The organism is Salmonella sp. SAL00653 (genome assembly GCF_046552515.1).
GTDB lineage: Bacteria > Pseudomonadota > Gammaproteobacteria > Enterobacterales > Enterobacteriaceae > Salmonella > Salmonella enterica.
Genome location: NZ_JBGDTY010000005.1, coordinates 77395 through 102484, shown reverse-complemented (window position 1 = coordinate 102484; position 25090 = coordinate 77395). Strand labels below are relative to the sequence as shown.

Below are 25090 nucleotides of genomic sequence, written 5' to 3'. Positions count from 1 at the left end.
ACACAACCGTGACGATTAACGCGTAATCGCGTAGACCGTACCGTCTTTGGCCTGGATGAGCAGTTTACCATCCGCCACCGTCGGTTCGGTCAGAAAACCGGAACTGTCTACTTTTTGTTGGGCCACAAAACGCCCGTCATCAACATTAATCCAGTGCAGATAACCTTCGCTATCGCCGACGACTAAATCACCATTATACAGCACCGGGGAGGTCAGCAAACGGTGCAGCAAATCGCTTTGCGTCCACAGCGTTACGCCGCCGTCAGTGGCCAGCGCCAGCACGCGATCGTTCTGATCGACCAGGTAGATACGGTCTCCGTCGACGATAAAGTCATTGACCGAACCCAGCTCGCGTTTCCACATAATCTGACCACTGCGCAGATCCAGCGCCGTTAAGTTACCATTATACGCCAACGCGTAAACGACGCCGTTTACCACAACCGGCGTGGTATCGACGTCGCTCAGACGGTCAATTTCCGTTGGGCCAGTGGCCTGGGAGATACGCTGCTGCCAAATCATCTGCCCTTGTTGCATCAGCACGGCGCTGACGCGGCCATTATCACCACCAACGATAGCCGCGCCGAACGCGGTTGCCGGCGCAGATTCGCCGCGCAGCGACAGCGAAGGCATATCCAGGTTCACCGTCCATTTAATTGCGCCATCCGCCTGATTTAGCGCCTGCAACTGACCGTTGCTGGTATGGATAAGAACGATTCCATCACTGACAACCGGACGAGACAACGCTTCGCCTGCGACCTTCGTCTGCCATGCTGTGGTACCGTCGCTGGTATTCAGCGCATAAACCTCGGCCTTTTCACTGCCGATATAGACGTGACCGCCCGCGACAGTGACGCCGCCGGACAACAACGCGGACGAACGAGAGAACCAGCCGTCTTTCTCGCCCAGATTCACAGACCAGATCTCTTTGCCATCATCCGCATTGAGCGCTTTTACCACGCCCGCGCGATCGGCTGCATAGACCACGTTATCTACCATTACCGGATGAAGGTTAGAATAAAATTCGCCAATTCCGTTACCGACAGAGGTGCTCCAGACAGTGGTCGGGGTAAACTGGTTTTCAACCTGCGGTAATGGAGACATCTTGACGACATCTTCTTCGCCGCTAAACAGTGAACAGCCGCTGAGCAGGGTAACGGAAAGCAACCCTGGCAGAAGTAATTTACGCAATTGCATCGGGTCCCTCTCAGATGGACAAATTATTGATTTTCATCTGCATCATTTCGCTCAACGCCGGAGAAGCATCGCTATTGACGCCCGCTTCCCATGCGCTGCGCGCGCCTTTTTTATCACCCTTACTCAGCAACGCTTCGCCGCGCAAATCAGCAACAATGGCTGTCCATCCTTCGCCTTTAACGGCATCCAGAGTTTTCAGCGCGGCGTCGGCTTGCTTAAGCTGCAACTGAACGCGAGCGAGACGTAGATTAATCACCGCTTTGAGATTTTCATCGCTGGTGGCCGCCAACCCCTGCTGCAACTGGGCTTCGGCTTTTTTAAGTTCATTCTTATCCACAAACTGCTGTGCCAGTTCCATAGACGCCAGCGCACCATAGGTGTTTTTATTCTCAGCCGCGAATTTTTCAGCGGCGGGAATGCTATCCGGCTTATCGGCGCTTACCGCCGTCACCGCATTTTGATACGCCAGAGAAGCAGCACGCGCGGACTCCGTCTGATGGCTGCTCCAGTAACGCCAGCCAACCAGCGCGCCAACCCCTAAAATCACTCCGACAGCCAGCGCTTTGCCGTTTTCGGCAAAGAAGCGTTTAATCGCATCCACCTGGTCGTGTTCGTTCTCGTAAATTTCCACGCTGTCCTTCTCCTTAGCCCAATAAAGTGCGCAAATGCGCGGCGACGCTGTCCTGCGCCACTGCCGTTTGCTCACCGGAGCGCAAATCCTTCACTACAACAGTCCCATCGGCGACTTCAGATTCGCCAAGAACCAGTGCAATACGGGCGCCCCACTTATCGGCGCGGGCAAACTGTTTCTTAAAGTTGCCGCCGCCGTGGTTTGTCATTAGCTTCACGCCTGGCATTTCATCGCGCAGCCGCTCCGCCAGCGTCATTGCCGCAGACTGCGTTTGTGCGCCGGCAGCTACCAGGTATATATCGACAACAGGAGAGGCAATAAATTCCGGATTAACTGCCTGAACTAACAAAACAAGTCGTTCCAGGCCCATCGCAAAGCCCACTGCCGGGGTAGCGCGACCGCCCAGTTGTTCCACCAGACCGTCATAACGACCACCCGCACAGACGGTGCCTTGTGACCCCAGACTGTTTGTTACCCATTCAAATACAGTGCGGTTGTAGTAATCCAGACCGCGTACCAGACGCTGGTTGACGGTGTAGGCAATTCCCGCCGCGTCCAGCAATTTACACAGGCCGGCAAAGTGCTCGCGTGAATCGTCATCGAGATAGTCGCCGAGAGCGGACGCGTCGTTGAGCAGCGCCTGTACGTCCGGATTTTTTGAATCCAGCACGCGCAGCGGATTGGTATACATGCGGCGTTTGCAGTCTTCGTCCAGCGTCTCTTGATGCTGTTCGAGGAACGCGACCAGCGCATCGCGATAGTTCGCACGCGCCTCTAACGAACCAATAGAGTTCAGCTCCAGGCTAACGTGTTCAGCGATGCCCAGCGCGCGCCACCAGCGTGCGGTCAGCATAATCAGCTCCGCGTCAATATCCGGGCCTTGTAAGCCGAAGACTTCGGCGCCTAGCTGATGGAACTGACGGTAGCGGCCTTTTTGCGGACGCTCATGACGGAACATCGGGCCGATATACCACAAACGCTGTTCCTGATTGTACAGGAGACCATGTTCGATGCCGGCGCGTACACAGCCCGCCGTACCTTCAGGGCGCAATGTCAGGCTATCGCCGTTGCGATCCTCAAAGGTGTACATCTCTTTTTCAACTACGTCAGTAACTTCACCGATCGCGCGTTTGAATAACGGGGTCTGCTCTACAATCGGCAAGCGGATTTCACTGTAACCGTAGCTGCCGAGCACGTTTTTGAGTGTGCCTTCAATGCGCTGCCAGATGGCGGTTTCGCCAGGCAGATAATCGTTCATGCCGCGAATGGCTTGAATGTTTTTTGCCACGTTTATTCTCTTTCTGAATATAAAAATGAACCCTCAGCGCTTCCCCGAACGAACCGGGAGCCATGCGGGTTCAATCATACACGGGAAGCGCGCCGCTTCCCATCACGTTCTTATTTTTCAACCTGCAGCACGTCAATCCGACGCGCTTCATCAAGTTGACTTGCTTTCGCGCGAATACGGGATTCAAGCTGCGCGATCATATCGTCGTTATCGAGTCTGTCCTTACGCACGCCGTCTTCATACAGGCCGCTTTTCTTATTGCCGCCCGTCACACCCAGCGTCGATACCAGCGCTTCGCCCGGCCCGTTCACTACGCAACCGATGATCGAGACGTCCATCGGGGTGATGATATCTTCCAGACGCTGCTCCAGCGCGTTCACCGTGCCGATAACGTCGAACTCCTGGCGAGAACAGGTCGGGCAGGCGATGAAATTGATGCCGCGCGCGCGAATGCGCAGCGACTTCAGGATATCAAAACCGACTTTGATCTCTTCCACCGGGTCGGCCGCCAACGATACGCGCAGCGTGTCGCCGATGCCTTCCGATAACAGCAGACCTAAACCGATCGCCGACTTGACCGCCCCGCTACGCGCGCCGCCCGCTTCGGTGATCCCCAGATGCAGCGGCTGATCGATCTGTTTAGCCAACAAACGATAAGACTCAACGGCAAGGAATACATCGGACGCTTTTACGCTCACTTTGAACTGATCAAAGTTGAGACGATCAAGATGATCCACATGGCGCATGGCTGATTCCAGCAACGCCTGCGGCGTCGGCTCACCGTATTTTTCCTGCAGATCTTTTTCCAGCGATCCGGCGTTTACGCCGATACGAATAGGGATGTTTTTGTCGCGCGCGCAGTCCACCACCATACGAATACGTTCTTCGTTACCGATATTGCCGGGGTTGATACGCAAGCAGTCAACGCCGTATTCCGCTACTTTCAGCGCAATGCGGTAGTCGAAGTGAATATCGGCAACCAGCGGGACGTTAACCTGCTGTTTGATAAGCTTGAACGCTTCGGCGGCGTCCATGGTCGGTACAGAAACACGAACAATATCTGCGCCAACGCGCTCCAGCGCTTTGATCTGATTAACCGTCGCTTCCACGTCAGTGGTACGCGTGTTAGTCATCGACTGGACGGCGATAGGGGCGCCATCGCCAATCGGCACATTCCCAACGTAAATACGTGTCGATTTTCTACGTTGAATCGGAGCCTGGTTATGCATGAAAAATCTCCCGCGTTATCCGTCTGTTACTGCGCCGGTGTCGGTTCGGCATTAAGGGTCAGGCGCGCAACCTGATTAGTTCTGATAAAGCGGCTCAGATCGACAGGTTTTCCTTGATACTGGATCTGCACCGCGGCCGGCGCGCCAATTTTAAGTTTATAAGGCGCCTGACCGGTTAGGTTTAAATTACCATCTTTACGCTGCATACCGCTAAACAGCTTCTTACCCGTGGCGTCAGTGACTTCGAGCCAGCAGTCAGCGGTAAAATTCATCACCAGCGCGTTCGGATCGGCAGCAGGCGCCGCTACGCCAGCCTGACTGGTCGGCAGCGCGGACGGCGTCTCCGTTGCCGCTGGCGCGGCAGATGTCGCAGCCGTATCGACATTCGCCTGCGAAGGCGCGACTACCGTATTTTGCGTCGCCGCCGCCGTTGGCGCTGGCGTTTGCGTCGCCGCCGTCGAATCAACCGGCGTCGCAGGCGCCGGAGCCGTTTGCGCTGGCGTCGTATCCTGGCTTGTCGCGTCACGGGTGTCCAGCGGTACGCTTTGGCCGCTGTCCTTATCTGCGTTCAGTTCAGCCGTGCTTTGATCGGCCATTGTCGTGATCTCTTCCTGCTGCGCCTTATGGTTCTGCCACCACCAGGCGCCGGTCAGCCCTACGACCACAAACAGTACCAGCCAGGTAAAAGACATTAACCAGCCGTCGCGTTTTTTACGACGCTTTCCTAATGAGAAACTCTGCATCGGGGCGACTTTAGCGGCGCGCAGCGGAGCTTGTTTTTCCAGCCCCGGCAGCAGTTCCTCTTCTGGAACATGCACCAGACGCGCATATGAGCGGATATATCCGCGCAGGAAGGTTGAAGCAAGATCGGACGGCGCCTTATCTTCTTCAATATCGCGTACCGTAGAAACCTTCAGGCAAAGTCGCTCAGCGACAGCCTGCTGGCTGAGTCCGAGTTGTTCACGGGCATTGCGCAGACGAACGCCGGTGGTTTGTGCTTCATTTTGGTCGTGCGTGGCTTCAGTATTCATTCGCTACAGCTACAGGTACGTGTAAATTAGGATTCAGGCGCCGACGAGCCGTAATGCCCGCCCACACCGCGAAACATCAGGTTAGTTAACCTTAGTCAGACAGTATAAGCCTGTCAGGCCGCAGATGACAAAACCGCTAAGACACAAGGCTAAACTCTTGTTGCACCATTACATACTGCCTTAAAGTCGACAAAAACGCACCGTTATTATTGACCAGACAAGTACAACGCCAGACATTATTCAACTGACATTGCGCCACGGTATAATGAATGCCCCGTGGCACAACTGCTATCAAATAGCCTTGATGTCAATCACCTCTCCCTGCATACGCTTACGCAGGGTACGTTTGGTACGGTCAATCACATCGCCAGCCAACTGTCCGCATGCCGCATCAATGTCATCGCCACGCGTCTTGCGTACGATGGTCGTGAAACCATAACTCATCAAAACCTTAGAAAAGCGATCGATACGGCTGTTAGAGCTGCGGCCATACGGCGCGCCAGGGAACGGGTTCCACGGAATCAGATTAATCTTACAAGGCGTCTCTTTTAGTAGCTCCGCCAGTTGATGCGCGTGTTCAGTGCCGTCGTTAACGTGGTCAAGCATTACGTATTCAATCGTCACGCGCCCCTGATTGGCGTTGGATTTCTCCAGATAGCGGCGAACCGCGCCCAGGAACGTTTCGATATTGTATTTTTTGTTGATCGGGACGATTTCGTCGCGAATAGTGTCATTCGGCGCATGTAAGGAGATAGCCAGCGCGACATCTATCATATCGCCCAGTTTATCCAGCGCAGGCACTACGCCGGACGTTGAGAGCGTGACACGACGTTTGGACAGGCCGAAACCAAAGTCATCGAGCATAATTTCCATCGCCGGTACGACATTGGTCAGGTTAAGCAATGGCTCGCCCATCCCCATCATGACCACGTTAGTGATCGGACGCTGGCCGGTGACTTTGGCCGCGCCGACGATTTTCGCCGCACGCCAGACCTGACCGATAATTTCCGATACGCGCAGGTTGCGGTTAAAGCCCTGCTGCGCAGTTGAACAAAACTTGCACTCCAGCGCGCATCCTACCTGTGAAGAGACACACAGCGTAGCGCGGTCGTCTTCCGGGATATAGACCGTTTCAACGCGCTGATCGCCGACAGCAATCGCCCACTTAATGGTGCCGTCTGAGGAACGCTGCTCTTCAACGACCTCCGGCGCGCGAATTTCCGCGACCTCTTTTAATTTGCCGCGCAACACTTTGTTGATGTCGGTCATCTCATCAAAATTATCGCAGCAATAGTGATACATCCATTTCATCACCTGATCGGCGCGGAAAGGCTTTTCACCTAAGTTTTTAAAAAACTCGCGCATCTGCTGACGGTTTAGATCCAGCAGGTTGATTTTTGTTTCGTTGTTAAGAACTACCGGGGTACTGCTTTCAGGTGTGACAATTTGTTCAGACATATGCTATTCCGGCCTCGTTATTACACGTTATGGCCCCTGGAGGGTTGAAAAAAGAAACGCCCCGGTAAGCTTACTGCTCGTCCGGGGGCGCTGCATTGTACAAATTCTGGCGTAAGGATGCCACGTCTGCACGCGGCATTAGCAAAAATAATATTTGAACCGATAATTTATCGCCAACGCATTTACAGCGTGAAAGACGAAGGAGATTAACGGGTGCGCGGGCACACTTCGCCTTCACCGAAGAAAAAGGCGATTTCGCGCTGCGCGGATTCCAGCGAATCCGAACCGTGGGTGCCGTTTTCAGTTAAGCTATCAGCGTAGTCGGCGCGCAGCGTACCCGCCAACGCGTTCGCCGGATTGGTGGCGCCAAGCAGATCGCGATGACGCTGTACCGCATTTTCACTTTCCAGCACGGATACCAAGATAGGGCCAGAGGTCATGAACTCCACCAGACCGTCAAAGAACGGCTTGCCGTCGTGCTCAGCATAGAAGCCGCGCGCCTGCTCAACGGTCAGGTGCAGCATTTTAGTGCCAACAATTTTGAACCCTGCAGCTTCAAAGCGCGCAAAGATGCTGCCAATAACGTTTTTTGCCACCGCGTTGGGTTTAATGATGGAAAAAGTCCGTTCAATAGCCATGTTTACCTCTGAAATATGTTCTGTTGTTATGTCAGGCGCGGATTATAAAGAGCATCCCATCAATTGCCTATGGATGCAGGTAACATTTTTTTAAAATAAAATGAGCATTAGCAACAAAAGTTAAAGGCGCACAGCAAACTCAGGGGACTGATACAGCACGCAGTGCGTGTGTTCAGGCGTGAGAGCATGGAAAGTACGTTTGCAGCTTTCGCAGGTGAGCGTATGCACCGCACTATGCCGCGTTGAGGCGGGTTCCACGTCAAAACGCAGCCGCAGCGCCTGATGCGGGCATACCGCCGCACAGCCGCCGCATCCCGTACAACGCGCCGCCGCTATCGTCAGCGTGTCGTCGTCAAACTGGATAACGTTTTCCGGGCAGCTTCGCCAGCAGGCACCGCACATCCTGCACTCTTGCGGACTGATTTCGGGTACGCATTCGCTGAACGCGGAAAACGCCTGTCTGAGACGCCGTTTCCCCGGCTCGACGGCACACGGGGTAATGGCGTCGCGCGGAACATGAAACAGAGTGCGCCGCGAGGCGTTAATCTCCGCGCCGACAACGTGTTTGAAAGACCAGCCCGGCTCGCCGTAGCGGCGCAGCGCTAAATTTAGCCTCGCCAGCGCCATCAGCCACTGCGCCGATCGCTCCACCGCAATATCAATAAAGCGAATACCGTACTGGCTGTGCCAGAGAAGCAGTTCATCGACCGTTGGCGCCTGTAGCGAAAACGGCCCCACCAACGTATCCCCCTGCACAAAGCGTTTAACCGGTTTGATACCGATAATGGCGTCAACAGGACAGACAAACAGACAGTCGCCACAGGCTATGCAGCGCGTCGTATCTATGCTGACCTGCCCCTGCGCCAGCGAAAACGCCTGCGCCGGACAAACATCGGCGCAAGCGCGGCAGGAAGAAAAACGAAAGCGACGACGGACGCAGGCCTGCGTCACGTCTACCGCCGGATCGATCGTCAGGTTAACCATCAGCCAATACTAAAGAAGACGTAGCGCAGCATAATCTCGCCGATAAGCAGCAATACGCTGCCCGCCACCAGCGTCCCTCTGGCGTTTCGAAGACCGCCTGCGGCAAAGCAGAGCATTCCCGCCGCTGAGACACACCAGCCGAGAAGATAGACGTCACGCAACTGCGCCAGCGCCTGTAGCGGATGATGCGGGAAAGTGACGACCGTCGTATCCACCGCATTAATATCCGCCAACCATAGCGGCTGCATGATCAGGCGAATCAGCACCATCAGTGCGACCACCACCACAGCGCAGCGCATTGCGGCGCCAGCGTTGCGCAGATAAGCCAGCGCAATGACTACCGAGCCGATAATGCCTGACGTGCCAAAGAACAGCGCCAGCGTGTTGCTATGCTGCCAGGTCGCCACCGAGGCATGGATATAAACCTGCGCCATGCAGAATACATCCACCAGCCCGAACGCTGCCGCCAGCGCCAGCAGCGGCTGCCAGCCTGGCTTTCGGAAAAACAGCAGCACAACCCCCAGTCCCAGCGCCGCCAGATAAAGGCTGGCAAAGACGATTTCGCGACTCAGCCACGAACTGGCGACATGACGTAACGCATTTAGCGCATTCAGGGGATAGCCCATGTGCAACGCTGAAGCAAGCAGCCCTACGCAGGCCAGTACAAACGCCCCCGCCATCGCGGGAAGCGCGCCGTGTGCAGGCCCCCGTCCCTCTACGGCGTACTGGCGGCCCAACGCCAGCCACAGAGTCACGCCCACGGACCCTTGCAAACAGAGCGTAAAAATCAGCAGCGGTAACTCATGCATGGCGTTTACCCTCTTTTTCTGCGCCCTGATGCGCTTTAACAACCAGATTAGGTTTGGTTATGGATGAATCTGGCAGCCCGTTAACGTCGCATACGCTACCGTACTTCGCGCGCAGTTCATCAATCGGACCAAACTTGATGGCCTCCAGCGGACAGGTCGCAACACAGACGGGCGGTTCACCTTTCGCCAGTAAATCAACGCACATGTCGCACTTAGACATTTGGCCGGTCTGCTCGTTAAGCTGCGGCGCGCCATAAGGGCAGGACCAGGCGCAATAGCCACAGCCGACGCATTTGTCGGTATCAACGCGCACAATGCCGTCACCCGGGCGTTTATGCATAGCGGTAGTCGGGCAATTTTTGGTGCAGACAGGGTCCGCACAGTGGTTGCAGGAAATGGAAAGCGTATAAGCAAATACGTTATTGCTGACCCCACCCTGCCCGGTCGGGATGAAACTTCCGCCCTTGACTTCATAGACGCGGAGGAAACGACGGCCTACTTCCAGATTGTTTTTGTCTTTGCAGGCCACCTGGCAGGCTTTACAACCGGAGCAGCGTGAGGAGTCGATGAAAAATCCCAGTTGTTTATCGCTCACCGGCGGGTAATGTGTAAACTGACTCATGCTTTAGCCACCTCCACCAGCATGGTTTGATGTGAATTTCCCTTCGCCAGCGCGGTAATACGGGCCGAGCTGAGGACGTTCGCACAGCCGCCTTTATCAACGCCGTTTTCATCCGGCTGCCACCAGGCGCCGGCCTGCATCGCGACAACGCCGGGAATAATGCGCGGCGTTACTTCCGCCGGGATTTCGCAAATCCCGCGTGAGTTATGAATGCGTACCATGTCGCCATGCGTAATGCCGCGCGTTTGCGCATCCTGCGGGTTGATCCACAATGTCTGCTGCTGCACTTCAATCAGCCACGGGTTAGCGTATTGCGTTGAGTTGGCGCGGTTTTTTCCTTTCCACGTAATTAACTGGAGCGGAAAATCTTTCGCCAGCGTATCCTCCGGGCCTTCATGCGCGGGAACGTAGTGCGACAACGCCGGGATTTCCGGATGCTGCATGTCGTACAGGCGCTTCGAGAAGATCTCTATTTTCCCTGACGGCGTCGGGAACGGATGATTGTCCGGATCGCGAATATTGTCTTCAAAGGCGATAAATGGCGCGCTTTTGAACAGATGCTGACGGGTCTTTTGCAGCGTGGCAAAATCCGGCAGATTTTCGTCCGGCATCGCCAGGCGCGTCTGTTCCCAGATGTGTTCAATCCACGCTTTCTCATCGCGCCCCTGGCTAAATTCATTCTCAATGCCTAATTTCGCCGCCACCTCACGTAGCCAGTCGTAGTCGGAGCGCCGCTCAAATTCAGGCTCGATCAGTTTTTCAGAGAGTATCAGGTAGCTTGCCGTGCCCCAGGTTTCACCGATGTTCCAGCGTTCCATAAAGCTGGCTTCCGGCAGCAGTAGATCAGCGTATTTCGCGCTCGGCGTCACAAACAGATCGCTGGCGACAATAAACTGGATCTTTGATTCATCCTCCAGTACGCGTACCGCCTGGTGCAGATCGGGGTTCTGATTCGCCAGATAGTTCCCGGCCAGAGAGAACAGAATACGGATGTTACTGTCCAGCTTATCGGCATCTTTCAGCCCCATATCCGGCGTCACTTTGCTGGCGTCGTCTGCGGCCTGCACCCAGTTCATCACCGAAATTTTGGCTTTTACCGGGTTATCCGGCATCTCCGGACCCGCGGCAAATTTACGGTTAGCGCAGCCGCCGTAACCCGCAGCCCAACCGCCTTTGATGCCGACATTACCGGTAATGGTCGCCAGTAGAGTCGAGCCGCGCGCGGTGCGCTCGCCGCAGTTGTGGCGCTGTGGTCCCCACCCCTGAATCAACGCGGCGGGTTTGGTATTCGCGTAATCACGCGCTAACTGGCGTATGGTTTGCGCCGGCACATGGGTGATCTTTTCCGCCCACTCGGGGGACTTAACGACACCGTCTTTGGCGCCGGTCAGATACGCCACCAGCGATTCGTTAGCCGGTACGCCTTCCGGCATTGAGTCTTCGTCAAAACCGATAGCGTAGCGCGCAATAAATGCGCGATCGTGCAGATTCTCGCTGATGATGACGTACATCATCGCGTCCATCAGCGCATTGTCGGTGGTGGGCAGCAGCGGGATCCACTGATCCGCCAGCGACGAAACGGTGTTGGAATAGCGCGGATCGACCACGATAAACCGCGTACCGTTCTGCTTCATCTTCTGCAAGAAATAGTTGGTATGACCAAAAATGGTCTCCGTCGGGTTATGGCCCCACAGAATCACCAGTTTGGTCTCCAAAAGCGTATCCAGCGAACTGCCGCTGGCGGCAATGCCGTAAGTATAAGGCGTCGCGGCCGCCGTGTTGCCCATACTCACAGAATGGTAGCTTTCGAGATAGCCGCCGGTCAGATTCAACAGGCGACGCGCCATTTTATCGCCGGAAAAGGTGCCGCCGGAAACGGCGGTACCAACATGAACATAGCGCGAAGCCGGGCCATATTTTTCAGTAATCGATTTTAAATTATCGGCGATTAAGGTTGTCGCTTCATCCCAGGAAATTCGCTCGAATTTTCCTTCACCGCGTTTTCCTACGCGCTTCATGGGATATTTAAGTCTGTCAGGATGATAAACAAATTTACGGTATGCGCGTCCACGAACACAGGCACGCATCACCGGCATTTGCGCATCCAGCGCATTATCCGGTCGCGTTGAAATTCGCGTCACGATACCGTCACTAACATGCGCCCGAATATCGCATTTGCCCCCGCAGTCAAAAGTGCTGCATGTCTGAACGACTTTTTCCGCAGGCCTGTTTTCAGTGGCCGTCACAGCGCGCGCCTGAGCGGTAGCTGGCGAGGAGACAAACGGTAACGCAATAAGCGCGGAGCTGGCCTGGATAAAGTGGCGGCGAGAAATAGCAGGCTGTTCGCCATTTCCCTGGCTTTTTATATTTTTCATGATCCGACTCGTCAAATAAAAACCCATTCTCACGTTTTTAAGTGTTAGATCTCTTGATATTTATCAAGCTCCCTCATTAAGGATAATTCCGGAAAAATTAATAATTCTTATTAACTTTAAATTAAATGAAATTCATAATTTATTCTGAAGAGTTGTTAACGTATTAATTCAAAATTAACCGCAGCAACCTGACCGGACTCATCCATTACGACAAGTTGATAACGTCCAGCGATATTGAGTAATAAAGAAAGACGATTGTTTGCGCCATTAACAGGTTCGCCATTTAAAAACCACCAGCGACGCCCTTTACCGCCGGTAGTCGAGACGGGCAGCGTAACGTTTTCCTGGCCTGGCAATTGCCTGATCACCGCGCCATCCCTCACTCCTGACAGCATTAACGGCGCGGCATCACTGCCCTGTAGCGGCGGACAGTGGTCGGACGCCGAGGGCAAGCGGGCGCTACGTCTTTCCGCAGGCGGCAGCCACGGCTCCAGCGGCCGCGGCCAGACGATAAACGTATGCGCACGCGCCTGCGGACAGTCGGCAGCGACACCCCGCCCCATATCATCCAGCCAGACCGGGAAACGAATACCGTTGATGTCTTCCTGCTCAGGTAACAGCAGCGTGGGCGGCTGGCTGTCGTCAAGCAGCCATGTCGCCAGTCGGCGGCGACAGTTGCTGTCTCCGGCAGGCAGAGTCTGTCCGCCCGGCCAGCAAATGACGCCGCGGCTTACCGTCTGCGGACGCGGATCTTCCGGCAGGCGTCCCGTATGCGCCAGTAACAGATTATTGACCTAGTTAAGCAATGGCACCGCGCTGGCAAAACCAAATTGCCCCACCACAGGCGTGCCGTCGGGTCTGCCTGTCCAGATGCCGATGATATAGCGCGCGTTAACGCCAATAGCCCACGCATCGCGATAGCCGTAGCTGGTGCCGGTTTTCCACGCCAACGGCACAATGCGCGGCAGCGCGTTATCCGGCAAGGGTTGCGCTTCATCCGCCATAATCCGTCGAATGATCCACGCCGCTCCCGGCGACATTAATGGTCTTTCCGACAGCGGATCGTCCGGCTGTAACCGTAATTTCGCCGCTTTCCCATGACGAGCGAATGCGCTGTATGCCGCCGCCATCTCGTCAAGCCGCGCGCCCGCGCCGCCCAGAATCAGCGAAAGATTGGGCGCCGCGCCAGCAGGCAAATATAGCGGCAGGCCGACGTTACGCAGTTTTGCCGCAAATCGTTTCGGCCCATAGGCTTCAAGCACCTGAACGGCAGGCAGATTCAGCGAGCGTACCAGCGCGTCGCTCATGCTGACCGGGCCGTGAAATCCGCTGTCGAAGTTTCCCGGGCGGTAATCTCCGGTACGGCGCGGAACGTCCTGTAATAATGATGCGGGATGGATCAAGCCGTCATCCAGCGCCAGACCGTACACAAAGGGTTTGAGTACCGATCCCGGCGATCGGATCGCCGTTACCATGTCGACATGACCAAAACGGCTGTCGTCATTAAGGTCTACCGATCCTACCCAGCCGCGCACGCTCATATTGGTATGATCGACAACGATCATCGCCAACGAACTGCGTGCAGGCAGCCGCCCTTTCCATGCCCGCGCCAGATCTTCCAGTTGCCGCTGCAATCCGGCGTCCAGCGTGGTCACAATTTTGTCGTTCTGGCTTTTACTCAACATCATTCGGGCAAAAAGCGGCGCCAGTTGCGGCATTTGACGCGGCGCCAGCCAGACCGGCTCTTCACGCGACTCGCGTACCGTTTCGGCAGGCCAGACGCCCTGCTCCGCCATCCGATCCAGCACTTTATTCCGTGCCGCTTCGGCTCTCGCAGGCCATCGGTCGGGGCGTAACCGGCTCGGCGCCTGCGGCAATACGGCCAGCAGCGCCGCGTCAGCGTAGCTCAGGCGCGCGGGCGGCTTGCCGAAGTAGGCCCAGCTTGCAGCGCCAATACCCTGTAGCGTGCCGCCGAACGGCGCGCGGTTCAGGTACAGCGTCAGGATATCGCGCTTGGACAAATGCCATTCAAGCTGGAGGGCGCGCCAAAGCTGGCGGATTTTACCGCCGAACGTGCGCGAATGCGGGTCCAGAAGTCTCGCCACCTGCATAGTCAGCGTACTGCCGCCGGAAATAACGCGCCCGGCGGTAAGATCCTGCCATGCCGCGCGCGCGACGGAAAAAGGGTTAACGCCAGGGTGCTGCCAGAACCAGCGATCTTCGTAATTGATTAAGGCCTCCAGGTAACGGGGAGAGACCTCTTCAATCGTCACCGGATAACGCCAGATCCCCCCGGCGTCGGCAAAGCGCCACAGCGGCGTACCGTCATGGGCGACCACGACCCGCGCAGGATGGACCTCATTGAGCGGCAGCGGCCAGAGTTTATCCGCCGCCCATAACGCCAGGAGAATAAAAAACGGCGCGCCCGCCAGCCACAGCCAGCGGCCACGTTTACCACGCCAACCGTTCATTTAAGGCGTCACAATCAGCAGCCCCTCGCTCGCGCCGGTTGCCCGCCACTGAGGCACGTACATCGATTCCACCTGCGGTTGCGCAAGCTGGTACGTCCCCGTCGTTACCGCGCGCGCCAGGTAGACCAGCGTCACGGGCTGGCCCTCATTGACGACGACGGCAGCCACAAACCGATCGTCGCGGAATTCCATATACTGAATATCCGCCTGCTGCATCTGATTAAGCAGATTTTGCACTTCGCTACCGCTCTCCGGCAGGCTGGCGCTGCTGTCAGCCAGATTCTGGTTTTCCAGCTCCAGCCCGGCCGGGAGCAGGTCCACCACCAGCGCATCCGGCACATTGCGATCGGCCACTACCGTTAACCAGACCAGCACCAGTTCGCCGCTACGCAACGAGGACAGCGATTTGCGCTGACCATCGGTCCCCAGTATTTGTCGTTCAATCTGCAAAACGTTGCTGGCAGGCTCAGGCGCAGATGAGGGATAGCCGCTGCTATCCAGACGCAGCCATAGCGGCTGGCTACCGGTGTTCGTCACCTCAAGGGCGGCCAGCTGGTCAGCATCCAGATTACGGGTCAGCGCCTTGTCGCCTGACAGCGGCTGCACCTCTAACGAGGTCTGCGCCTGCCAGGCGCCCGCGCTGGCCTGTCGCGAATGCGCGGCGAGGAACAAGGCATTGTTCTCTTGGGTAGAGAGCCAACGCTGACCGAAGGCCTGCTCAGAAAGCGAGCTTAATAGCGCGTTTTGCACGTCCGGTCTGAGGTTGTTCTCTTCCAGTAGCGACAACATCAGAGCGTTATCGCGCAGAGAACTGCCGTAATCCGCTATCCATTGCCGTTCGTCCTGACGCGGCGTATTCAGAGCCAGCGTAATGGCCTCTTCGCCACGTCTGGCATCGCCCATCGTGTTTAACGCGATGCCCAATTGCATCAGCGGCAGTCCTGAAGCCGCGTGACTACGGCGCTCCCAGATTTCGCGCAGCGCGCCGAGCGGCGCTTTCTGCTGACGCGCCAGTACCAGCACGGCGTAAGCCTGAGCGGCAAAAGTACTGGCCTGGGTATTATCGCTATAACGAATCAGCATCGTGCCGGGATCCTGCAGATAGCGCAGCAGTCGCTCATTGCCCCGGTTAATGGCCTCCGGCGGGACGCTGTATCCCTGCTCGCCCGCGCGAATGAGGAAATCCATCGCGTAGGCCGTTAGCCAGGGCTCTTCCGCCCCATTTTCATCCCATAGCGCAAAACCACCATTATCACGCTGCATCTGTAGTATGCGGGAGATGCCGATATCCACCGCGGCGCGCCGTTTTTCATCGCTATCGCCGGTAATACCGAGCGACTGCAATTGAGCGGCATTGGTATACAGCGCCGGGAATAACCCGCTGGTGGTTTGTTCCAGGCACCCGTATGGATATGCTTTCAGCTCGCGAATGTAGCGCGCCAGATTGAGCGGCGGTTTTCCGCTTAACAGCAGTTGTCCCTGTAACGTGGCTGGCGAGACGTTTGCCAGATGCTGCTCTGGTACATGCCAGCTCTCTCCCGGCGCCAGCGCAATGCCGCTATTTACCGTTTGGGCAGGCCAGGCCGGACGCACGCCGATTTGCCACTGCTTATGCTGCGCGCCGAGGGTTTCTCCCGGCAGATTCAGACCGCTAATGGTCGCCTGGATTTCGCCTTCGCCAAAACCTTCCAGCGCGCGTACCGGAACGAATAAGGTGGTGCGCACGCCCGGCGCCAGGTTGACCGGTTGCGGCTGCTGGCTAAGCAGTTCCAGTAACCCACTGGCGGCGAGCGCAATATTCAGCGTCTGCGGGCGGTCGGTCAGATTGTTGACGTCCAGCACCAGTCGCGAAACATCCCCTCCCGCCAGAAAACGCGGCATATTCAGCTCGGCAATCACTGGCGCGGCGACAACGACTTTGCTTTCGCCGCGACCAAAATCGTCCGCTGTCCATGCCTGCGCCATAACCCGCAGTTCGCCGTTAAAGTCGCCAATCGGCAGCGTTACGACCCCTTCGCCCTGCTCATTGAGCGTGATCGGCTGCGCCTGCTGCGCGATGATATTGACATGGTTTACCGGCGGTTTTCCGCCGCGCTTAAGGTCGTCGCCATCGCCGCCAAAACGCAACGCCGCCAGCCGCCCCTGCCCTTCAATGACCTGGCCGTAAATATCGTAGATATCCGCACCGTAGCGTTTTTGACCGAAGAACGCCTGCCACGGGTCCGGCGTCGCGTAATCGGTGATGTTCAATACGCCGCTATCGACCGCGGAGACCAGCACGTTGATCTGTTTTGGCATTTCGCCGTGTTTAACGCTGGCTTTCACCCTGACGGTGAGCGGCTGATTCGGGCGCATTTTAGCCGGGCTTTCCAGCGCCAGATCGAGGCGGCGATTTTCATCCCCCAGCGGTAGGTGTAGTAACCCCACGGCGCGTTTTGGCGTCGCGGAACGAGATTTATCGCCGGGACGCACCACCAGCGTACTGAGATAGAGATCGTGGCGATTCCAGGTTTTATCCACCGGAATCGTGAGCTCCAGACCTTGTGCCGGCACATCGATCGCCTGCCACCACAGCGGACCGTCGCTGGACTCCACCATGGCATAACCTTTACCGGCGACCGGCGCGGCGATATGCAATTTCATGGTGTCGCCAGGACGATAATTCGCTTTATCCAGTTTGAGGGTGACGCGATCCGGACGCGCCGCGCCGCTACCGTCGCTGTTATCCTGCCAGCTATAGCCGGCCCAGAAACGAACGCTGCTGACCGTCTCATTCGGCGCTTTGACCTCCAGACGGTACGCGCCCCATTCCACCGGGAAGCTGACTTTTCCGGTTTCATCCGCGTTCAGATCCAGCGTCTGCTCGCCCTCCACCAGATCTTTTTGATCAAACTGCGACTGCCAGCCTTCGCTTTCCGACCAGTTCCAGTAATAGTCGCGACGCTCGCGGATGAGCCGCACCTGTAAACCGGACACCGCTTTTTTCTCGCCCTGCGCGTTGGCGTAAACAATATCGAATGCGGCGTTGCTGTCTTCGTCGACAATCGGTTGATTAACGGTGGTATCCGTACGGTAGTCGTATACCGCTTTGGCGGCGAACTGTGGACGAATTCCCGGTAACGTATCGGCAGGCCAAATCGCCTGCTCTACGCGACGAGTGACCGGACGACCGCCAGACTCCAGCAGGCTGGCCTGTAGAATTACCTGCAGCGGCGAATGCGCTTCTTGCCACTGGCTAGCAGCACTCACTTCACCACATCCGCCTTTATCCAACGTCAGTTGAACTTCGTCCAGGCTGCGCGAAAGATTCTCTTCAGCAATATTGCCGAACTGGAAGCCAGGCAACGCCGCGACAGCGTCGCGCAGCGGACGCAGGAAAAGTTGCCCTTGCAGGGTATTGCCGTTAGCAGGCGCGCCATACAAGTAATAGCCGACAACGGAGAATTTCACCTCATCCGCAGGCGCCAGCGGTGTTTTTTGCGCCGTCAGGTTGAGCGCCATCCGCTCCGGCATAAAGTCTTCCACGTGGAAATCCCAACTCCGCAGCAAATTATCGCCGGTGTTGGCGCGGACATGCCACAAGCCGGTCGGCGCGTTGATATCCAGCGGATAATTCAAACGGTATAGCCCGTTTTCCGGCTGGCTGACGACGGTACGCATCACCTGTCCGTCTGGTTTTACCACTTCCAGCTTAACGGGTTGATCGGGCAGCGTTTTACCGTCGCTATCGCGCAGTAATCCGTTGAGGATAACCGTTTCGCCCGGTCGGTAGAGATCGCGCGGGCTGAACATAAAGAACTGCTTGCTGTAGCCGGGCGCGCCAGCGACATTAAATTCCGACAGATCCAGAGCCGGAAGCGTGAGATCGAGCAGCGTGGTCTGCCCCTCTTTACGCGCCAGTAATAGCGCCGCCGCTTTATCAGCCTCCAGTTGCACATGCCCCTGCGCGTCGCTCGTCGCCTGCGCCAGCGTCTGCCCTTTATCATTCAGAAGAACGATCTCAATTCCCGACTGCGCCGCGCCGTTTTCCAGGCTTTGCGTAAAGATATCCAGCCGATTATGGTAACGGTGCGCGGACACGCCGATATCGCTAAGGGTAAACAACGTAGCGACATTACTATAGTTGTAGTGTCCAGCCTAATTCATTACCGCCACATATACGCCCGCCTGTTGCAGCGGCTTAATATCGCTTAATGGCAGCAGCAGTTTCTCACGCGTATTGCGCGCCGGATTAAGATCAAAACGACCGGTATAAACCAGATCCGCCATTTTCAGCAGATGGTCGGACTCCCAGTTAGAGAGAGAACTACGGTACTCCCACTGGCTGACAAATGACGCCAGCGATCCGGGCTTAACGCGGAAAAAGTTCACATCAACATGGTTGACGTTAAGCGCCATGACCGGCAGTCCTTCCGCTATTTTCCCCGGTAGCAGCGATCCCCGGCTGGCAAAGCCGACGCTGGGCTGGACATCACGCGTGGTAATCGTTTTTTCATAAGACTTGCCGAAGGTGGCGTTATTCAGCGCTTTAACGGCGGGATCAACCGTGACCACCAGCACGCGTTCAGGTTCCAGATGACGTAACCTTAGCTCTTTTAAATTTGGCGCCAGCTCCCATGCGCCGTCAACGCTGCCGCTTTTCTTATCAACCACGTGAACCACACGGGAGAAATCCTGTTCAGGATCTAAAGGAATTGAAAACGTCAGCACCAGCGTCGCCGCGCCGTCAAGCTGCGCTTCGGAGGCGTCTAATAGCGTGAGCGCTTTGCCCTGGCTTTGCTGCGCCAGCTTTTGTAGCTGTGCCGGGTCTTGCGCGGGCGAGGGCTGCGCTACGGCTGGCGCTTCGCTTTTAGTCGTCGGGGCGGTTTTATCGTTGTTATCGCATCCCGCCAGCGCCAGCATGATCATGCAGGCCACCACGCGTAAATGTTTCATCTTTCATCCCTGGCCTTAACGGCCTGTCAGCAACGGTTGATGAGATATTATGCGCGAGAAATTTTATTGTGTAAGTCCGTATTACTGTGATGATGCGAAAATTTTACGCAGAAATGTGGTTTCGCCAGCCAAAACAGCCTCTTCTACTTGTCCCTTTTCGGGAAACGTCCGACAATTTGACCATAATCAGGTAACAATGGAGATGCCCATGACCACCGCCTTTTTTGTCGCCGCCGACTGGCTTGCCGAACATATTGATGATCCGGAAATACAAATTCTTGACGCCCGTATGGCGCCGCCAGGACAGGAACATCGTGATATGGCGGGCGAATATCGCGCCGGACATATTCCCGGCGCGCTGTTTTTTGATATTGAAGCGCTTTCCGATCGCGCATCGCCGCTGCCGCATATGATGCCGCGCCCGGAAGCGTTTGCGGTGGCCATGCGTGAACTGGGTGTTCGCCAGGATAAACACCTGGTCATATACGATGAAGGCAATCTGTTCTCCGCTCCGCGGGCATGGTGGATGCTGCGCACGTTCGGTGCCGAGAAAGTGTCCATTCTGGCGGGCGGGCTGGCGGGCTGGCAGCGCGACGAATGGCTATTGCGCGAAGGCGAGGAAGCGCATGAAGGAGGCGAGTTTGAGGCGAAATTCACGCCGCAAGCCGTGGTGCGTCTCACCGACGTATTGCTGGCAAGCCATGAAAAAACCGCGCAAATCGTTGACGCGCGTCCGGCGGCGCGTTTTAACGCTCAGGCTGATGAACCGCGTCCGGGACTGAGGCGCGGACACATTCCTGGCGCGCTAAACGTCCCGTGGACGGAACTGGTGTATGAGGGCGAATTAAAGACCACTGACGAACTGAATGAGGTTTTTTTCAGCCACGGCGTGAGTTTCGACAGACCGATTATCGCCAGTTGCGGTTCCGGCGTGACGGCCGCGGTCGTGGTGCTGGCGCTCGCCACGCTGGATGTGCCTGACGTCACGCTTTACGACGGCGCGTGGAGCGAATGGGGCGCGCGTACCGATTTACCGGTTGAACCCGCTTAATATCTGCCATGCCGGATGGCGCTCACGCTTATCCGGCCTACCGTTCAGGCTGATGTAAAACGATCTACAGACATTGTTTTTATTCAGCTCTTTTCCGCTGTTCTGCAAACGGGCATTATTTTCTCTTAATAAAATCCTATTTTTTATCGGTAAATACTTTACGTCGGGTATAAGGAGTATCATCACCGCTGTTTTGGTTTTCACCGGGAAATAACTCCTGTAAATATAATTTTTTAAGGATGGAAAATGGATATTTCACTCACTAATTTAATTGAGTTGGTTAAAAAGGTTAACCGTAATAAGGTACCTACTCCTATGTCTGCCGAGGAAATAAGTCGTCTGCGAGTGCGTAAGTATCGCGATCCGCAAAATACGGAAACCACTGAGTTACCTGAAAGCCTGAAGGCGCTACTGGCCTACGACCGCGATCTACTTAGCAATTATAATATGCCTGTGATTGAAACATTACAAAGATCTATTGATAAAGAGGGAGTAATTCATTCTTACTCCCCTGATGAAGAGGCGTATTACGGCGTTGGCATGGATAGCTCAGGTATTGATATTGAAGATCTGATGCCTGTCTGGAGTAACGATCCCCGTCTTCCGGCATTAATTCGTATCGATCATGTCGGCGATCAGGCCATTTTTATCTATATCACAGAACGGGATGCCAACGGCGAATACCCTATTGCCCGCATGGAACGTAATGAATTCTGGCTGGCGGAGTCTTCCCTGGTGGAATATCTCTATAATATTATTTCGGGCGCTAAAGACATTGGCTTTACCGAAGAGGATTTACATCTTTCGCAATGGAAGGCACAGCAAAAATGAATGAAAAACGCGATGCCGCTTTACTTGACCTGGAGGATTATCATGAGGCGTTTTGGGCAAAACTGGACGCGCTCGTCGATTAATCGACATGCTGTCGGGTGGCGCTCACGCTTATCCGGCCTACCGTTCAGGCTGATTTAAAACGAATCTACATAAATTCGGTTTAAGCAGGTTACAAAAAAACCGCTCAATTGAGCGGTTTTTTTGTGCTGGTCCGGTTCGCGGCCTTTCCAGCAGGCTTTGTTGCCATAGCAACGCAGGCACACCGTAGGGGATTAATACTCCCTTTTAAGGGAGCAAATGTCAATATGATTTACCGGGAAACTATTCAACATTTGAGGTATTATCTTTCCCGGCCCTTTCCGCCGTCTCGCAAACGGGCGCTGGCTTCAGGAGAGGATAACCCATGGCCGTAAGCGCAGGCACACCGTAGTGCCTGCTATCACGGCATTATCACCAGCGGTGCTGCCGTGATGCGGTCTTCGCAAGGACCGCAACATGAAGGTACGATACTTTTGTGTCGTGCTTCTTGTTTCTGGCACGTTGTGTCTTCACGCAGACAGAAGCTACCCAGGTAATTCTGTTCCCGTAACGCTCAACGTCCAGAGCAGGTAAGCCAGGAGGCCGCCCTGTTGGGCGGCTTTCTTTTCTTCAGATGATGCGGTTCTGTTTAAAATCGCGCAGGAACCCGCCCCAGCGGCGCTCGTAGAACGGCGCGATATGCTCGGTGATAAAGTGGCTGATACCCTGCTCGCCCTTCCTCACCTGACAAATATCGATCGGTTCGTCACCCGGTAACGTGTCGGTCGCCACATTGCCCGCTGCGTGAATGATCTCTTCAATATCGCCGTCAGCCTCAATGCCAATCAGCAGATTGGGTTGGGCGTCCGCATGTTCTTTAATCGCGCAGAGAAATGCGCGTTTCACCGGTTTGATGGTTTTAAACAGCGTAGTGAGGGAATCAATCATCTGCGACGGCGGCTCGGCCACTTCGGATAAAATAAGCGACTCGCCGCCTTCCAGCACTTCCTGCGTACTTAACGGACTGCCTTCCTCAGCGAGAAGCAGGCTGATTTCACGCGGCATAAACTCTTTGCCGGTCGGCAATTTAGCGTTGAGGAATAGCGTTTCGCCAAGCGTCATTTCAAACAGCGTGCGCGCCGGCATCACCACAAACGCCTGTTCGTCTTCCACGGCCTGCTGCAGCGCCTCCAGAGAAGTAAAGAAGGGAATGACGGTCGTGCCGTCTTCTTTTTCCCAGTGCTGCAAATCCAGAGCGCTGTCTTCCACAATCGCCTCGCCTTCGGCAGCGCTGCCCGGCACCCAGACAGTGGACTCCAGTAAGGTACGGAAAAATGCCGGACGATGCGCGGGCTCAGTCGCCGCTTTCTCCAGCAAAATTTCTAATTCATTTTTAGTTTCGGACATAGGAATCACAAATTATGTATATGGGTTGTAGGCCTGATAAGACGCACGGCGTCATCAGGCAAAATGCCGGGTGGCGCTTCGCTTACCCGGCCTACAAAAACACCGTTCAGGCGGTCAGCAGATTCGCGATGGTGCGCACACCCAGACCGGTTGCCCCGGCAGCCCACTGCTCAACCGGCGCTTTGCGATAAGTGGCGGAACAGTCAATGTGCAGCCAGCCTTCGCGGTAATTTTCAACAAAGTGCGACAAAAAACCCGCGGCGGTGCTTGCCCCGGCGGGATAAGCCGCGCTGCCGGTGTTGTTCAGTTCCGCAAAGTTAGACGGCAGCTGGTTACGGTGGAACTCCGCCAGCGGCAGACGCCAGAACGGTTCATTTTCTTGCGCCGCGCTGGTCAACAAGCGCCCCGCCAGCGTATCGTCAAAACTGAATAGCGCATGGTAGTCGTTACCCAGCGCTGTTTTCGCCGCGCCGGTTAACGTCGCCATATCAATGATTAGCTGCGGGTGTTGCGCGCTGGCGTCAATCAGGCCATCCGCCAGTACCAGTCGCCCTTCCGCATCGGTATTCATGACTTCGGCATTCTTACCATTACGGTAGCGAATAATATCGCCCAGTTTAAACGCATTGCCGCTGATCAGATTATCGGCGCAGCACAGGAACAGTTTTACGCGTTTATTCAACCCACGGGTAATGGCGAACGCCAGCGCGCCCGTTACTGTCGCCGCGCCGCCCATATCGGATTTCATTGAGTCCATAAAAGCGCTTTGTTTGATACTGTAGCCGCCGGAGTCAAAGGTGATACCTTTACCGACCAGGCAGGCATAAACCGGCGCATCTTTGTCTCCCGTCGGGTTGTAATCCAGCGCCAGCAGCACCGGCGGACGCTCAGAACCACGGCCTACGGTATGCAACCCCATATAGTTCTGCTCGCGCAGATCTTCGCCTTTGGTGATACGGTAAGTGACGCTATCGCACGCGACGCTGCACAGCAGATCCACTGCGCGCTGCGCCAGTTGCTCCGGCCCAAGCTCTTCCGCCGGAGCATTAATGGTGTCGCGCACCCAGTCAATAATGGTCAGGCGGTTATCCAGTTCCTGACGTTGGGCATCGTCTAAATCCGGCCACATTACGGTACGGACGCCTTTTGGTCCTTTGTAACCCGCCCAGAATGCCCAACAACGCTCGGTATCCCATCCTTCGCCTGTCAGCGCGACCTGTTTTATTCCCAGGCCGTCGATTTTACGCGCCGCACGCTGGATCAATCCCAGATCGTCTTTACCGTTAAGATGCAAGGTAATACCGTCGTTATTAATACTGTAAGTGGCTTTATCGCCCCAGCGCGCATCGGCAGGCTGCGTGGAAAGCGTAATTTTCATGGCTTCTGTCATTGTTATTTTCCTTATTAGCAAACGGGCCGCCGTAGGGCAGCCCGTTAGATCTTTTGCTAAATGATTCGCGTTGCAGGAAGGCGGCAAGTGAGCGAATCCCCGGGAGCATAGCAAACTATGTGACTGGGGTGAGCGAACGTAGCCAACGCACCTGCGGCGAGGATCATGACGCAAAAATTACTCTGCTTCATCCAACCAGACTAGCAGAATCGCCTCCAGAATTTTTTCATTGGATGCGTTAGGGTCGTCGTCAAAATCGTCCAGTTCGCAGATCCACTGATGCAGATCGGTGAAACGAACGGTTTTAGGATCGACATCAGGATATGCGTCGTATAACGCTTCACCGATCTCGCGGCTATCGGTCCACTTGAGTCCCATACTACCCTCTGTTAATGCTCACGCGCATGGTTGATTGTGTAACGTGGAATTTCGATAACCAGATCGTCGTCGGTAACGCGGGCCTGGCAGCTCAGTCGACTTTCCGGCTCCAGCCCCCACGCTTTATCCAGCATATCGTCTTCTTCTTCCGAACTTTCCGGCAAGGAGTCGAAGCCTTCACGTACAATACAGTGACAGGTGGTGCAGGCGCACGATTTCTCACAGGCGTGTTCAATCTCGATGCCGTTGCGCAGCGCAACGTCAAGAATGGTTTCACCGGTCTCAGCTTCCAGAACTGCGCCATCCGGACAAAGATCCTGATGAGGCAGAATAACAATCTTCGGCAT

The 25090-nt window shown here is 55.6% G+C and carries 18 protein-coding genes and 3 pseudogenes; 3 read left to right on the top strand and 18 right to left on the bottom strand.

The features are described 5' to 3' along the window. Window positions 1-15: 15 nt before the first annotated feature. From bamB to ACLJRU_RS08190, 13 genes and pseudogenes are all read right to left on the bottom strand, one after another. Window positions 16-1194: an outer membrane protein assembly factor BamB gene (gene bamB / locus ACLJRU_RS08250; RefSeq protein WP_001540614.1), complete on the bottom strand. Its 1179-nt coding sequence runs from the start codon at window positions 1192-1194 to the stop codon at window positions 16-18. Window positions 1195-1204: 10 nt separating this feature from the next. Then, a complete protein-coding gene (locus ACLJRU_RS08245) occupies window positions 1205-1825 on the bottom strand; it encodes a YfgM family protein (RefSeq protein ID WP_000409190.1) in 621 nt (206 codons plus the stop codon). A gap of 13 nt (window positions 1826-1838) precedes the next feature. Further along, complete coding sequence (gene hisS, locus ACLJRU_RS08240; protein ID WP_001540616.1) at window positions 1839-3113, bottom strand: histidine--tRNA ligase; 1275 nt, start codon at window positions 3111-3113, stop codon at window positions 1839-1841. 110 nt (window positions 3114-3223) lie between these two features. Further along, window positions 3224-4342, bottom strand: a complete 1119-nt coding sequence (ispG, locus tag ACLJRU_RS08235) for a flavodoxin-dependent (E)-4-hydroxy-3-methylbut-2-enyl-diphosphate synthase (protein ID WP_000551804.1) — start codon at window positions 4340-4342, stop codon at window positions 3224-3226. Window positions 4343-4368: 26 nt separating this feature from the next. Beyond that, window positions 4369-5373 carry a cytoskeleton protein RodZ gene (gene rodZ, locus ACLJRU_RS08230; protein ID WP_001090898.1) on the bottom strand — a complete coding sequence of 335 codons (1005 nt, stop codon included), beginning with the start codon at window positions 5371-5373 and terminating at the stop codon, window positions 4369-4371. Between the two features lie 291 nt (window positions 5374-5664). After that, window positions 5665-6831 carry a bifunctional tRNA (adenosine(37)-C2)-methyltransferase TrmG/ribosomal RNA large subunit methyltransferase RlmN gene (locus tag ACLJRU_RS08225; RefSeq protein ID WP_000003206.1) on the bottom strand — a complete coding sequence of 389 codons (1167 nt, stop codon included), beginning with the start codon at window positions 6829-6831 and terminating at the stop codon, window positions 5665-5667. Window positions 6832-7037: 206 nt separating this feature from the next. Continuing rightward, window positions 7038-7469, bottom strand: a complete 432-nt coding sequence (gene ndk, locus ACLJRU_RS08220; RefSeq protein WP_000963840.1) for a nucleoside-diphosphate kinase — start codon at window positions 7467-7469, stop codon at window positions 7038-7040. 120 nt (window positions 7470-7589) lie between these two features. Then, entirely contained in the window at window positions 7590-8453 is an 864-nt protein-coding gene (locus tag ACLJRU_RS08215; protein ID WP_001540617.1) for a 4Fe-4S dicluster domain-containing protein, read from the bottom strand. Further along, complete coding sequence (locus tag ACLJRU_RS08210; RefSeq protein WP_001540618.1) at window positions 8453-9262, bottom strand: dimethyl sulfoxide reductase anchor subunit family protein; 810 nt, start codon at window positions 9260-9262, stop codon at window positions 8453-8455. The genes ACLJRU_RS08215 and ACLJRU_RS08210 overlap by 1 nt, the downstream gene beginning before the upstream one ends. Next, complete coding sequence (locus ACLJRU_RS08205; protein WP_001540619.1) at window positions 9255-9884, bottom strand: DMSO/selenate family reductase complex B subunit; 630 nt, start codon at window positions 9882-9884, stop codon at window positions 9255-9257. Before ACLJRU_RS08205 ends, ACLJRU_RS08210 begins: the two co-directional genes overlap by 8 nt. Continuing rightward, window positions 9881-12259 (bottom strand): DMSO/selenate family reductase complex A subunit, encoded by a 2379-nt coding sequence (locus ACLJRU_RS08200; RefSeq protein ID WP_023235139.1) that lies wholly within the window; start codon window positions 12257-12259, stop codon window positions 9881-9883. Before ACLJRU_RS08200 ends, ACLJRU_RS08205 begins: the two co-directional genes overlap by 4 nt. Window positions 12260-12414: 155 nt before the next feature. Continuing rightward, window positions 12415-14730 (bottom strand): annotated as a pseudogene (gene pbpC / locus ACLJRU_RS08195) (peptidoglycan glycosyltransferase PbpC). Then, window positions 14731-19665, bottom strand: a pseudogene (locus ACLJRU_RS08190) (alpha-2-macroglobulin family protein). Window positions 19666-19873: 208 nt separating this feature from the next. On the opposite strand from ACLJRU_RS08190, the gene sseA reads away from it, so the two are divergent. Next, window positions 19874-20716: a 3-mercaptopyruvate sulfurtransferase gene (sseA, locus tag ACLJRU_RS08185; protein ID WP_000205251.1), complete on the top strand. Its 843-nt coding sequence runs from the start codon at window positions 19874-19876 to the stop codon at window positions 20714-20716. On the opposite strand, the gene ACLJRU_RS08180 is transcribed toward sseA, so the two are convergent. Next, window positions 20696-20920: a hypothetical protein gene (locus ACLJRU_RS08180; RefSeq protein ID WP_000851099.1), complete on the bottom strand. Its 225-nt coding sequence runs from the start codon at window positions 20918-20920 to the stop codon at window positions 20696-20698. The genes sseA and ACLJRU_RS08180 overlap by 21 nt on opposite strands. A gap of 42 nt (window positions 20921-20962) precedes the next feature. Between ACLJRU_RS08180 and ACLJRU_RS08175 the strand changes: the two are divergent. Continuing rightward, window positions 20963-21630, top strand: a pseudogene (locus ACLJRU_RS08175) (DUF5066 family protein). Window positions 21631-22045: 415 nt separating this feature from the next. After that, entirely contained in the window at window positions 22046-22162 is a 117-nt protein-coding gene (gene timP, locus ACLJRU_RS08170) for a small toxic inner membrane protein TimP (protein ID WP_350400019.1), read from the top strand. Window positions 22163-22198: 36 nt separating this feature from the next. Here the strand turns inward: timP and sseB are convergent, their stop codons facing one another. From sseB to fdx, 4 genes are all read right to left on the bottom strand, one after another. Then, window positions 22199-22975, bottom strand: coding sequence for an enhanced serine sensitivity protein SseB (gene sseB / locus ACLJRU_RS08165; protein ID WP_001522413.1), 777 nt, complete (start codon window positions 22973-22975; stop codon window positions 22199-22201). Between the two features lie 106 nt (window positions 22976-23081). Continuing rightward, on the bottom strand, window positions 23082-24365 hold the full coding sequence (gene pepB, locus ACLJRU_RS08160; protein ID WP_011264349.1) for an aminopeptidase PepB: 1284 nt from the start codon (window positions 24363-24365) through the stop codon (window positions 23082-23084). Between the two features lie 177 nt (window positions 24366-24542). Continuing rightward, window positions 24543-24743, bottom strand: a complete 201-nt coding sequence (iscX, locus tag ACLJRU_RS08155; RefSeq protein ID WP_000523621.1) for a Fe-S cluster assembly protein IscX — start codon at window positions 24741-24743, stop codon at window positions 24543-24545. 11 nt (window positions 24744-24754) lie between these two features. Next, window positions 24755-25090 (bottom strand): ISC system 2Fe-2S type ferredoxin, encoded by a 336-nt coding sequence (gene fdx, locus ACLJRU_RS08150; RefSeq protein WP_001124466.1) that lies wholly within the window; start codon window positions 25088-25090, stop codon window positions 24755-24757.